The following is a 13,849-nucleotide window of genomic DNA, read 5'->3' on the forward strand; positions in this document are numbered from 1 at the left end:
ATTTGTTGGTCGGGGATGGGTCATCCGTCAGCCAGTCCACGAAGTGGACGGCATTCTCGATCCAGTCCATCAATCTCGTCCAGGCGCGTGTCAGGGCATGTGGCATACCGATTAGTCGCAGATAGCGCGGCTCGGGTTCAGTGGAGCAGCAAGAGCAGTGGATTGGGCTGTCAGGCGGCCTTCCTCATTATCGACTCGTCGTTGTCAGTTGTGCAGTCGACAGCGATCTGATTGTCACCCGGTTGCCTGCGACGCAGGGCGCACTGCATCTTGCCGAACACCTCGACGACAGTACGGAGCTCCCTGCGCAGCTCTTCGATCTGCGTCGGTCTCGGTCCCTCGTGATATCCCCGCAAATACCTGGCCGCGGCGACGATCTCCGGCGAAAGCGGCGCCTTCAGCTTGACGGCGAGCACCAGTCCTTCTCCGATCGCCTGCAGGAATGCTATCGTATCTGCGAGCAACAGTTCGCGTCCCTTATGCCTGTCCATGATGTCGCCGCCGATTCGCTTAGGTTGACGCTGAGGGAAGGGTGCCGCGGTATGGGTAATGAATAGTCACGGAAAACCTTGCGCAGATTGATGGGGTCATCAATGCGGAGGTTGAGGCCGGGGCGACTCGATTCAGTCGTGACGGAACGAGCGAGCCAGTTGGTCCTCGATCGGCTTGCGGAGATAGGCGAACGCGGTACGGGAGCCATTCTGAATATAGGCTTCGACCGGCATGCCCGGCACAAGTGCCTTCCCGCCGAGTTTGGCGAGTTCTCCGTCGATGAGGCTAATGCGCGCTACATAATAGGACGCGCCGGACTGCTGGTCTTTTGTGAGATCGGCCGCTATGCGGGTAAGCCTTCCGTTGAGATCCGGTGTGATCGCGGAATCGAAAGCGGTGAAGCGCAGCTTCGCGGATTGACCTAGTCGGAGGCGGTCAATCATTTGCGGATCGACCCGCGCCTCGACCACGAGAGAATCTTTCTCCGGAACGATAAGCATCAACTGTTCGCCCGCAGTAATAACGCCGCCCACCGTATGGATCGTCTTCTGGTGAACCATCCCGTCCTGCGGCGCCCGCAGCATCACGCGTGCGAGTTGATCGACTGCTGCGATCCGGCGCTCGGAGAGATCGGCCATCTTGATCTCCACCTCGCGCAGCTCGGTCGCGATCTCGCGTCGCTGATCCTGCACGACCTGAAGCGTCTGCAGTTCTGTCTCGGTGATGCGGCCTTTGGCCCGCGCCGTTTCGGCGATCAATTGTCCTTCCTCGCCGATCAGCCGCGCGGCTTCGCGTTCGAGTGTGGTCAGCCGTGCGTAGGGAATTAGATTTTTCTCGAAGAGCTGGCGAACCCCTTCGAGTTCGCGCTGGATCAGTCGGATCTGTTCGCGCTTCGACTCGATCTGAGCGGCAAGGCCATGGATCTCCTCACCGATCTGCGACGTGCGCTCGCGCAGTTGCGACTGTTGGCCGCTGACGGCTTCGCGTCGTCTGAGCAACAGGCTCGTTTCACCGGTGATGATGTCGGCGATCGCGGGCAATTCGATACGGTCCGCAAGCTCGCCCGGTATCACGAAGGCGTCGCGGCCATCCTGTTCCGCGCGCAGCCGCGCTCGGCGCGTCCAGAACTGGTTGAGCTGGTTTTCGATCAGCGCCAGGTTGGCTCGCGTCATGGTCTCGTCAAGCCGGACCAGAACGTCGCCTGCGCGTACGCGGTCCCCATCATTGACAAGAATTTCGGCGACCACCCCGCCGGTCGGATGCTGAATCCTGCGCACGTTGCTATCGACGACGATCTGTGCCGGCGCTATCACCGCGCTCGCGAGTGGCGCGGTTGCCGCCCACACGCCAGCGGTGGAGATCGCCACGGCGAGTATAGCCAGTCCCGCATATGCAGTTCGCCGGATATCGCGGAAGGGATCAGGGCGGCTTGAGTTGGGCGTTGCAGAATTTGGCATCAGGGTTTCCTCAGCTTCGGCCGTCAGCGGTCATGCGGACTTCGTGCACCGGCTGTGGCGCCACCTGGTTTGCAGGGTGTTGCGAGGCAAGCGCCTTGCGCAGAACTTCATCTTTCGGACCAAATGCCTGGACCTGGCCATTGGCGAGCGTCATCACGAGATCGACCCCTGCGAGAGCCGCCGGGCGGTGTGCGACAATGATGGCGATTCCGCCGCGTTCACGTACGCCCTTGATTGCCTGAGTCAGTGCTGCGTCGCCTTCGACGTCGAGATTGGCATTCGGTTCGTCGAGCACCACCATGAACGGGTCCCTGTAGAGCGCACGTGCAAGCGCTACCCGTTGCCGCTGTCCACCCGAGAGGGCAGCGCCGGCTTCACCGATTCGCATTTCGAAGCCCTTTGGCAGGTTAAGGATCATGTCATAGGCACCCGCGGCTTTTGCGGCGGCAATGACGGTCGGTCCATCCATCTCCGGATCGAAGCGGGCAATGTTCTCAGCCACCGTGCCGTCGAACAATTCGACGTCTTGCGGCAAATAGCCCATCAAGCCGCCCCGAATTTCGGCGGGCCACTGGTCGAGGGTTGCGCCATCGAGGCGGATCTCGCCGCGCGCTGCAGGCCAGATCCCGACCAGCGCACGCGCCAATGTGGATTTGCCCGACGCCGACGGTCCGATGATTCCAACAGCCTGGCCGGCTTTGAGTTGGAACGTGGCATTCTGAACGATGGCCTTGGCGCCACCCGGTGCGATAATGAAAACCTGATCGACCGTGAGAATGTGTTGAGCACGTTCTGGCGCAACGGCAGAAGGGCTCTCGTCTTGAGACGACAGCGCGTCGCGTAACCGCTGCCAGGCCTGGCGGGCGCCGACGAAAGGACGCCAAACCGAGATCGCCAGTTCGACGGGAGCCAGCGCACGGCTGCCCATGATCGAGGAGGCAATCATGACACCACTGCTGGCCTGTCCTTCGATTACCAGCCAAGCGCCTAGTCCGAGCAATGCCGATTGCAAGATGAACCGCAGGGTCTTCGATAGCGTGCCAAGTGCACCGGCAATATCGGAACCGTGCTGCTGAGCAGCGATCTGATCCGCATTGGCTGCGCCGATGCGTGAGATGACTCGTCGCTCAATGCCGAGGGCGGCGACGACCTCGGCATTGCGGCGTCCCGCCTCCAGCTGGATGTTGCGTATGGCGGCATGGCGGGATGCTTCTCGCGTGGGCTTCCGTGTCAGAATTTCCGTAACAAGAGCAATGCCGAACAGAATGGTTGCGCCACCGACCAGCGTCCATCCAAGATACGGATGCAGCAGGAAGCACCCGGCGAGATATAGCGGCATCCACGGCAGATCGAACAGCGTTGTCGGCCCGAGGCCGGATAGGAACCCACGCACTGAATCCAGATCATGAGCGAGTTGAACGCCGCCGCCGCGGCTGGACTTCAAAGGTGATCGCAAAATGGCGGAATTCACCGGCTCCCACAACGCGCCATCAAGTGCAGCTCCGATGCGCGTCAGGATCCGCTGGCGCAACCAGTCGAAAACACCCTGCACGGCGTAGATCGCAATTACGATAATCGAGAGCGATACGAGAGTAGGAATGCTGCGCGAGGGAATGACGCGGTCATAGACCTGCAGCATGTAAATGGATCCGGTCAGCATCAGGATGTTGACCACGGCGGAGAACAACCCGACAGACAGGAACGCGCTACGACATGATGCGAGAGCGGCACTCGGAAGATCTTGGTGCTTCGATCCGGCTGTTCTGTCTGCCGAAATTGCTGCGGTCATATTTCACCTGGGCCAGTAAGCGACAGCGATGCGCGCCGATCGAGTTCGTTATCTGGCTTCAGCGTCAACTGCGTGACAGCGTGTGAATTGCGTCCGCGTGCAATTTTCTGTCGCGCGATCAGCCACGTGAATGGTGGGTGATGTGCGCGAGAATACATTGCAACAGCAAGCACATCCTTTCTTGCGCATTGCGTGCGCGGACCTCGGCCGCTGTTTTGCCGCACGATCGATCGGGAGCTCGAAGTAATTCAGTGTAGTTCGATCAGTTTCATCGTTCTACGATGCGAACTGCGACCAATCCGCGGTGGAGCAACCCGCAACGCTTTGCACTTTTGCGGGTGTGGCACGATGTCGCGATTTGCTGTGTCGCCTTTGTATAGTCGAGCAAAAAGAGCGGTCGGCGCGTGGCTTCACTGCGGCGTTAGAAACCAGTCACGCGGCTGTTAAATCGACGTGGCTACATCCGGCGCATTAACTTTTCGTTAACCAAAGGCAGTCGGTCGCGCGTCTTCGCATTCTGCGAAGCGAGCGATGTTCGACGCACGCCTCAACGATGGAAGCCGATTTCATGTCAACGACATATCACGCCCTTGCCGTTAGCGATCTCGTCCAGGATTGGTCCAATGCCGGCGCAATCAACGCCGATGATAATTGGTCTTCCGTTCCATCGATCGTCGGCTATCTCGGTGACATCAACGCTGGTTCGCCAACTGGCACCGATCCGCGGACATTGACCGGCGCTGGACTCGGCGCCGTCGATGTGATCGCCAATCAGACTGCCCCGAATTCTCTTACCAATGGCGGCGTAGCGGAATTCGCTGTTGCCAATCCGACCATTGCACTGAACGGCTCGGGTACTGCCGACGCACCGAGCCTCGTGCTTTATCTCGATGCGAGCGGCCGCGATAATGTGCGACTGACCTTCAATGCGCGCGATCTCGACGGCAGCGCAGACGATGCGTCCCAGCCAATTGCCGTGCAGTACCGGGTCGGTTCCGCCGGGTCCTGGACGAATGTGCCGGGTGGCTACGCTGCCGACGTGACTACCGCGAATGCCGCAACTCAAGTGACGCCTTTCAATTTACTGCTGCCGTCCGAAGTCAATGGTCACGCGGACTTGCAGGTCCGGATTCTCACCACCAATGCCGGTGGCAATGACGAGTGGGTCGGGATCGACGATATCCGCGTCACGAGCAATGCCAGCACCCCGGTCGTAGGTCAGACTGTCGGCTTTTCTGCAGGCACGGTGTCGGTCTCGCATGACGAGGGCAATAGCGGCTCGACGGTCTATCAATTCACCGTGGAGCGCAGTGGTGGCACCGATGGCGATGTCTCATTCTCCGGAACCATTGCCTCTGCGCAGACCGACGCATCGGATTTTGTTGGAAGCGTGCCGAGCAGCTTTAGCGGCGTGATCCCGGCTGGGCAGGGCTCGGCAACGGTGACCGTTATGGTCGCCGGTGACACCACCAGCGAGCCGAATGAAAATTTCACGCTGACGCTTCAGAGCGCTTCCAATTCCACCGCCGTGGCGATCACGATCGGCACCGCGCGAGCCACCGGCACCATCGTCAATGATGACGTCGCGATCACCAAGATCAGCGCCATCCAGGGTACGGGCGCCACCAGCGGAATGGTCGGCCAGACGGTCACTGTCGAAGCCATCGTCGTCGGTGATTTGCAGAATGGGGACGGCGACAACAGCCGCAACCTGAACGGCTTCTATGTTCAGGAAGAGGTGACCGACTCCGACGGCAATGTCCTGACCTCTGAAGCCATCTTCGTATTCGGCGGCAACGGTGACGTGGCCGTCGGCGACCGTGTCCGTGTCACCGGTTCGATCAGCGAGTATTTCGGTCTCACCGAACTCACCGCGACCAACATTTCCGTGGTTGAAGCGGGAGCAGTTGCCGATATCAACACGATGGCGACCGTGATCGATTTGCCGGGTGCCGGCACCACGCTGAGCCAGGACGGCGACTATCAGCCGAACCTCGAAGCCTATGAGGGCATGCTGGTCACGCTGCCAGAGACACTCGTGATTACCGAGCAGTTCAACCTCGATCGCTTCAATGAAATCAAGCTCGTGGCAGGCGATCGCCCGGCCCAGTTCACTCAGGAAAATGCGCCGGACGCTGCAGCCTACCAGGCCTATCTGGCCGAACTCGGCTCGCGCACCATCACCTATGATGATGGCCTGAACGCCCAGAACGCGGCCATCAGCAATCTCGACGGCTTCGGCCCGACCTACAACACGGCGACGGCGCCGCGGATGGGGGACACTATCACCGGGCTGACCGGCGTGCTGGACTATCAGTGGGCTGGCAATGCCGCATCGGGCGCGACCTGGCGGGTCCGCTCGGTTGAGAGCGGCACCAATACGTTTGAAGACGGCGCCGCGCCGCGGACTGCTGCGCCCGAAGATGTCGGCGGCACGCTCCAGGTCGCAAGCTTCAACGTCCTCAATTTCTTCAAGACGCTGGACAATGGCGCCAGCACCGCCATCGGTCAGGAGCCGCGCGGCGCCAACGACGCCGTCGAATTCTCGCGCCAGACCGGCAAGCTCGTCGATACCATTCTTGCAATGGACGCCGACGTGCTGGCGCTGACTGAGCTGGAGAACGATTTTCTTCCCGGCTCGTCGGGAAATGCGATCGAATATCTGGTCGGCCAGCTCAATGCCGCTGCAGGCCCCGGCGCCTATGCCTGGGTCAATCCCGGTCAGCAGTTTGTTGGTGGTGATGCGATCGCGGTCGGCTTCATCTACAAGACCGCGGATGTGAAAATCGCGGACGGGACGACGGTCGCGATCCTCAACGATGCCGATCTGCCCGGACTCGGGCTTTCTGGCCTGCTGAGCCAGAGCACCGTCGGGCACATCTTCGACGGCGCGAATACCAGCCGCAATGCGCTCGCGGTGACGTTCGAGCAGATCGCCACTGGTGAAACTTTCACCGCAATCGCCAACCACCTCAAATCCAAGAGCGGCACCGGCACCGGCCTCGATGCTGACCAGGGTGACGGTCAGGGCAACTGGCAGAACCAGCGCGAGCTCGCAGCGACTGCGCTCACCGCTTGGGCCAACAGCGACCCGACCGGCTCCGGCGATAGCGACGTGCTGATGCTCGGCGATTTCAACAGCTACGCCAAGGAGCAGGCAACGGGCATCATCGAGAACGCAGGCTATGAAAACCTGCATGGCCGGGAGGACGGTGCTTATTCCTACGTCTTCGACGGTCAAACCGGCACCCTCGATTACGCGTTCGCGAATGACAGCCTGTCGTCGCAGGTTACTGGCGTCACCACCTGGCACATCAATGCCGATGAGGCCGATGCCCTCGACTACAACACGGACTTTTCGCGCGATCCGGCGATCTTCGATGCCGATACGAATGTCCGCGTTTCCGACCACGATCCCGTCATCGTTGGCCTCGATCTGAACCAGAACCAGACGCCGTCGACCTACAGGCTGCAGATCCTGCATGCGTCGGATTTCGAGGCCGGTCTCGATGCGGTCGATCGCGCCGGCAATTTCGCCGCCATCGTCGATTACCTCGAAGAGACACAGGCGAATTCGATCACGCTGTCGTCGGGCGACAACTTCATCCCCGGCCCGTTCTTCAGCGCCGGCAGCGACGCCTCGTTGAAGGAAGTATATGAGACCGCGCTCGAGACCTATTACGGTCTTGCCAGCGGCACGCTGAACATCACGCCGGGCTTCGGTAGTGCTGACATCTCGATGCTGAACATCATCGGCGTGCAGGCCTCGGCGATCGGAAATCACGAATTCGACGCAGGCACAAATCCGCTCGCAGCGATCATTCGGCAAACTGCCGGCTTCCCGGGCGCACAGTTCCCCTTCCTATCTGCCAATCTGGATTTCTCAGGCGATTCCAATCTTGCCGGCCTCTACACCAACCTCATCCAGAACGCTGACAATTATTCCGGCTTCCCGCCGGCCGCCGGCATCGGCAAGAAGATCGCGCCTGCGACCATCATCGAGGAGGGCGGCGAAAAGATCGGCGTGGTGGGCGCCACTACCCAGATCGTCGAAAGCATTTCCTCAACCGGCGGCGTCGAGGTGATCGGCGACGATGTTGACGACATGGTCGCACTTGCTGCGATCCTGCAGCCAACTATCGACAGCCTGATCGCCCAGGGTATCAACAAGATCATCCTGGTCAGCCATCTCCAGCAGATCGCGTTCGAGCAGGCGCTTGCACCGCTGCTGCACGGCGTCGACATCATCATCTCGGGCGGATCGAACACGCTGCTTGCCGATGCGCAGGATACGCTGCGTCCGGGCGACACCGCCGATGGCACTTACCCGATCGTGACCCATAATGCCGACGGCAACACCACGCTGATCGTCAATACTGACGGCGAATACTCCTATGTTGGCCGGCTTGTGGTCGATTTCGACGCCAATGGCAACGTTATCGCGGGAAGTGTCGATCCTAATGTCAGCGGTGCTTATGCGACCACTGACGAAGAGGTCGCCGATCTTTATGACGACGTCATCGACGTCGACGGTGACGGCGATATCGATGCGGCGGATGCCAATCCGTTCGCCGAAGGCAGCAAGGGGGATCTCGTCAACGACATCGCCCAGGGGGTCGGTAATGTGATCGACGCTCAGGACGGCAATCTGTTCGGCAGCACCAATGTCTATCTGGAAGGCCGTCGCGGCGAGGTCCGCACCGAGGAGACCAATCTGGGCGACCTCACGGCCGACGCCAATCTCTGGTACGCCCAGAAGGCCGATGCGACGGTGATGGTCTCGATCAAGAATGGCGGCGGTGTCCGCGATTCGATCGGCAGCGTCTCCGCAGTGGGCGGCGTCGCCCAGGAAAACCCGCCATCGGCCAATCCCGGTGTCGGCAAGGAAGAGGGCGACATCTCGCAACTCGACATCGCCAACTCGCTGCGCTTCAACAATGCTTTGTCCATGGTCACCGTGACGGCAACACAGTTGCTGACGGTGCTGGAGCATGCGGTGGCCGCGACCGCGAATGGCGCCACCCCCGGTCAGTTCGCTCAGGTTGGCGGCATCGCTTACTCCTTCGACAAGGATAGCCCGGCCGGCAACCGTATTCAGTCGGCGGCGCTGATCGACGAGAACGGCAATCCCGTCCTTGCCCTGGTCGAGAACGGTGAGCTCGTTGTCGATGCCAATATGGCGATCCGGGTCGTGACGCTGAGCTTCCTGCTCACGGGCGGCGACGGCTATCCGTTCGCGAGCTTCATTGCGGCCAATCCGGCCTTTGCAAATGTTGTGAACCTGTCTCCGAATCTCGTTCCCGATGCTGGTCAGGTGGCTAACTTTGCGGCCGAAGGCACCGAACAGGACGCGTTCGCCGAATATCTCGCGGCGCACTATTCCGAAACGGCTTACGATGTCCTCGACACCGACCGCGCGCATGACACTCGAATCCAGAACCTCGACTATCGGTCGGATACGGTGCTCTCCGTGCAGCCGATCGTGCTGGTCGGCGACGATGATGACAACATCCTCACTGGCGCACTCGGCAACGATACGATCTCCGGCGGCGAGGGCGATGACACGCTGACGGGTCTTGGCGGCAATGACGAACTCGACGGCGGCGAGGGCGATGATACGTTGCTCGGCGGTGCCGGAAACGACAATCTCACCGGTGGCGAAGGTGACGACGCTCTCAGCGGCGATGCCGGCAACGACATCCTGGCCGGCGGCGAAGGTGACGACACGCTCTCCGGCGGCGCCGGTGACGATGAGATCGATGGCGGCGAAGGCTACGACACCCTCGACGGCGGTGCTGGCAACGACCGGCTCGTTGCCGGAGCCGGCGATAGCGCATCCGGCGGCGATGGTGACGACATTATCGTGGTCTCGACCGACGATTACGCGCCGGCGTTGATCGATGGCGGTGACGGCAATGACATCCTGAAACTGGTGGGTTCCGGTACCGGCGTCATCGACACCAGCAACATTGTCATCAACGTCGAAAATCTCGTGGTCAGTGAAGGTACCTGGTCGGTTACCGGCAGCGACTACTCCACGGTTACAGTCGAGGGCGGCGCCACACTCATCAGCAACGTGGCTGTCAACAACGGCGATCTGCTCTCGGTCCATGCTGGCGGCAAGCTGATCGCCGGCACCGCCATCCTCTGGTCGGGCGGCGGAGCCGCCGTGGTCGACAATGCCGGCCTGATCGAAGGATCGAGCCGCGTGCTCTACACCACGAGCGGTGTGACGGGCTCGTTGACCTTCAACAACGAAGCAGGCGGCATTCTTCGCGGTGCGCTGAGCCCACAACAGGCGGGACACGCTGATGCGACCATCACGATCAACAATGCTGGCGTGATGGAAGCAGGCGGTCGCGTCATCGACTTCCGCAGCTTCGATGGAGCCGGCGCTTCGGCGGTGATCAACAATCTCGCCGGCGGCATTATCCGCCAGTACGGGAGCGACACCGACGTGATCCGCCCCGGCAATGACGGGATTGTTAATAACTGGGGTACCATCACGACCGATCCTGGCTTCGTCGGCGGAGGTGACCTGATCGACTTCCAGAGTGATACCGGCGGCAAGGTCAACAACTATGCCGGCGCCTGGATGGAAGGTTCGCGCCATGCCGTGACCGGCGACAATGCTGTGACCGTTGTCAATTCAGGCACGATGATCGGCCGCAACGGCTCGGCGGTGAACATCGACAATGGCGGTTCTGAAGCCGAGAAGGTCTTCATCACCAACCACGGCACGATGGAAGGTCGCTCGGCGGAACTGTCCGACTCCGATGGCGATGCCATCGACGTCGATGGTCTGGTGCAGGTCCTGAACTACGGCCGTATCGCCGGCCTCGGCGCCGAGGGCTACCATGATGGCGAACCGAACGTCTCCGAGGGTATCGCCATCGGAGGAGGCTCCGTCGTCAACAGTGCTACTGGCGAGATCTACGGTTACGGTCGTGCTATCCAGGTGGATAATTCCAGCAACAGCAACGCGCTGGGTGTGTCCACGATCGTGAATGATGGCCTGATCCGCGGCGACGGTCACGGTCCGGAAGGCGTCTCTGCGGAAGACGCTGCCCGCTTCGACCTGCGCGGCAATGAGGCGATCAATCTGGTTGGCGACTATGAGGATTTCGTCGGCAACAACAGCACGGGCCGGATCATCGGCGGCATATCGATGGGCGGAGCCAGGGACACCCTGAACAACTCCGGCTCGATCATCGCGACCGGTGGATCGGCCATCGACATGGGCGCCGGCAACGACCAGGTGAACCTCTATGTCGGTGCGACGGTGACCGGCAAGATCCTGCTCGGAACCGGCGACGACGTCGCTCTCTCCACCTCGGCTGGTGGCTTCGAGATCGATGGCGGCGACGGCAGCGATACGATGGCCATGGACTACGCATATGGCGGTGCTGACATCCTCAGCGGCGGAAACGGCAACGACTACATCTATGCCGGTGCAGGCAACGATCAGGTCGATGGCGGGGCTGACGACGATACGCTCTATGGCAATGACGGCGATGACCTAATCAAGGGCGGATCCGGCAATGACGATATCGCCGGCGGCATTGGAGCTGACACCATTCATGGTGATAGCGGCAATGACAGCATCGATGGTGGCGAAGGGAACGATACCGTGTTCTACACGGGAACGTTCAACAACCACGGCTACGCGTTGAACGCGGACGGCTCCATCAAGGTCACCGACCTGCGCAATGGTGCGCCGGACGGGATCGACACGCTGCGTAATGTCGAGCAGCTCAATTTTGTCGATGGGGCCTGGAAGCTAGTGATCGGCACCAACGGCGACGACGCGATCACCGGTTCTGCCGGCAATGATCTGGTGTTTGGCGGCAGCGGAAATGATACTTTCCTCGGCACCGGCGGGCTGGATACCTATGACGGCGGCGACGGAACCGACACAATCGACTACAGCCAGATCACCTTCAAGGTGACGGTCGATCTTGCCTCCGGGCTCGCTTACTACCCCGGCTATCTCGCCGGCGCCGATCACTTCAGCAATATCGAGAATGCGATCGGGACCGGCTATGACGATCTTCTGATCGGAACCAGCGGTGCCAACACGTTGATCGGGGGCGCGGGCAACGACGTTCTGAACGGCGGTGACGGCGACGACATCCTGCGCGGCGGTGCCGGCAACGACACGATCGACGGCGGAGCCGGCTACGATGTGCTCGACCTGTCGGATGCTACCGGAGCGTTGACGGTCAACTACGCGGCTGGAACGGTGACGGGTGCCGGGATCGGGACCGATCATTTCACCGGCATCGAAGAGATCCTGTTCGGTGCGGGCAATGATCAAATTACCGGCGGCAACGGTGACGACACCTTCGATGGCGGTGCCGGCAACGACACCATCAATGGCGGTGCGGGTGACGATGCGCTCAGCGGCGGCATTGGTGACGACGCGATCGACGGCGGTTCCGGCGACGACGTGGTGTCCGGCGGCATCGGCAACGATACACTGAAGGCCGGCTCCGGCGATGACAGCGTCGATGGCGGCGACGGCAACGACATCATCGATGCTGGCTCGGGCGACGACATCATCGTGGCCGGTGTGGGTGCGGACAAGGTGAATGCCGGCTCCGGCAACGACATCATCGGCGGTGGAACCGGCGACGATATCCTGACTGGCGGTTCTGGCTCCGACGTGTTCGTGTTCGCCGCCGGGTTCGGAAAGGATATGATCACCGACTTCACCGCGAGCGGATCTTCCAAGGACTTCATCCAGTTCTCCAGCGATCTGTTCTCCGACTATGCCGATGTGATGTCTCACACCGCCCAGGTCGGCAGCAGCATCGTGGTGACGCTGGATGAAAACCATGCGGTTACGCTCGCCAACACCAGCCTGGCGTCGCTCACCGCTGACGACTTCCGCTTCGTCTAGCGACGGACATGCACACGGGGCGTTACTGGCGCCCCGTGTGCACCCTACGTTTTTGCCTCGATGAATTGCGAGGCGCTACCGTCTGAGCCTACAGCCCCGTCGAATTCATCCGCGCGGAGCGGGCGCAATGTCCGCCGGCATACTATCGTGCCCATCGCTATGTGTTAGCGCACTCAGGTCGAATGTCTCTCCGCGAATGCGCGATAGGGTGGACAAGGCGCGGTCGCGATCACTTTCCAGAAGTTGACCGAGATGTGTGACTGCAACATTCGGCTTCCGCTGCCGGATCGCCTTCAGCGTCGATGCCATCAGATCGGCGCTGAGTCGGCGGATGTCGCGGGTCTGATAGTCCAGCGGCGTCTTCCATATGGTTTCCCATACGGTTTGATTGGCAAGGTCGGTGAGCAGTTCGACGAGCAGTTCGTTGCCCGAGCCGCGTGCAATGGTCTTTACTGCCCGCGTCGTGGTGCGTGCGAAAGCCATCGGATCATCGATCTCGACTCCGGCTCTCAACTCGTCGCAGCGGCGCGCCAGTGTGTCGATGAAGCTTTCGACCGGCGTGGTCGCCATGGTGCGCACCGCCAGCATCGACAGTGCGGTGCGGACATTAAACAGGTCAGCCACCGATTTGAGTGACAGCGGTCTGATATAGGCGCCGCGCCGCGGAAAGATGTCGACCAGGCGCCGGCGCTCGAGAATGCGGATCGCTTCACGGATTGGGCCACGGCTGACGCCGAAATCGCGCGCCAGGTCGAGTTCGACAAGACGCTCGCCCGCTTTGCGACGGCCGGAGACGATTTCGGCACCGAGTTCCTCCGCAACCTGGTCGGGGATAGTACGCGGTGCAAATCTCCGTTCGACGTCGTGCTGGTTATCGTTGAATGGCCTGCGAAGTGTCGCTGCCATGGCTGCCTCCTGCCGATGCACGCTTGCCGCGTCATACGGTCCTGTCTACCGCAGAAGTCAATTGTTGACAATTGACAGTCGATGACCTTTCATTGGGTTACTGTCGCTTCAATACATACCGGCACAAGCCGGACCGCGATGGAACGTCCCGATGCAAGATCTGCAGAACAGGGATGGCAAGGGAGGTGAACATGGTGGCTCTGTTCGCGTCGGCGCGTGTCCGACTGACGACACCCCAACAGACACGCGTCTGCGGCTTTCATCCGTATGTGCAAGTGCAGCACCGGCAAACCCTGCAGCAGT

General features: G+C 61.0%; 5 protein-coding genes. 1 reads left to right on the forward strand and 4 read right to left on the reverse strand.

Features of this window, described 5'->3' with window-relative positions:
* Positions 1-170: 170 nt before the first annotated feature.
* The 3 genes from AB7783_RS01650 to AB7783_RS01660 form a co-directional block, all read right to left on the reverse strand.
* A complete protein-coding gene (locus AB7783_RS01650) occupies positions 171-491 on the reverse strand; it encodes a hypothetical protein (RefSeq protein WP_441276624.1) in 321 nt (106 codons plus the stop codon).
* 132 nt (positions 492-623) lie between these two features.
* Positions 624-1,949 carry an HlyD family type I secretion periplasmic adaptor subunit gene (locus AB7783_RS01655; protein WP_441276625.1) on the reverse strand — a complete coding sequence of 442 codons (1,326 nt, stop codon included), beginning with the start codon at positions 1,947-1,949 and terminating at the stop codon, positions 624-626.
* A 10-nt stretch (positions 1,950-1,959) separates the two neighbouring features.
* Positions 1,960-3,738: a type I secretion system permease/ATPase gene (locus AB7783_RS01660; protein ID WP_441276626.1), complete on the reverse strand. Its 1,779-nt coding sequence runs from the start codon at positions 3,736-3,738 to the stop codon at positions 1,960-1,962.
* 568 nt (positions 3,739-4,306) lie between these two features.
* On the opposite strand from AB7783_RS01660, the gene AB7783_RS01665 reads away from it, so the two are divergent.
* Positions 4,307-12,640: an ExeM/NucH family extracellular endonuclease gene (locus AB7783_RS01665; protein WP_441276627.1), complete on the forward strand. Its 8,334-nt coding sequence runs from the start codon at positions 4,307-4,309 to the stop codon at positions 12,638-12,640.
* 105 nt (positions 12,641-12,745) lie between these two features.
* Here the strand turns inward: AB7783_RS01665 and AB7783_RS01670 are convergent, their stop codons facing one another.
* Positions 12,746-13,546, reverse strand: coding sequence for a GntR family transcriptional regulator (locus tag AB7783_RS01670; protein WP_441276628.1), 801 nt, complete (start codon positions 13,544-13,546; stop codon positions 12,746-12,748).
* Between the last annotated feature and the right edge of the window lie 303 nt (positions 13,547-13,849).

Source organism: Tardiphaga sp. 172_B4_N1_3 (assembly GCF_052076035.1).
GTDB classification, from domain to species: domain Bacteria; phylum Pseudomonadota; class Alphaproteobacteria; order Rhizobiales; family Xanthobacteraceae; genus Tardiphaga; species Tardiphaga robiniae.

Excerpts from the sequence above, each read along its gene's own strand:
- AB7783_RS01655 (WP_441276625.1), bottom strand. The coding sequence starts at position 1,949 with ATGCCAAATTCTGCAACGCCCAACTCAAGCCGCCCTGATCCCTTCCGC.
- AB7783_RS01660 (WP_441276626.1), bottom strand. The coding sequence starts at position 3,738 with ATGACCGCAGCAATTTCGGCAGACAGAACAGCCGGATCGAAGCACCAA.
- AB7783_RS01650 (WP_441276624.1), bottom strand. The coding sequence starts at position 491 with ATGGACAGGCATAAGGGACGCGAACTGTTGCTCGCAGATACGATAGCA.
- AB7783_RS01665 (WP_441276627.1), top strand. The coding sequence starts at position 4,307 with ATGTCAACGACATATCACGCCCTTGCCGTTAGCGATCTCGTCCAGGAT.
- AB7783_RS01670 (WP_441276628.1), bottom strand. The coding sequence starts at position 13,546 with ATGGCAGCGACACTTCGCAGGCCATTCAACGATAACCAGCACGACGTC.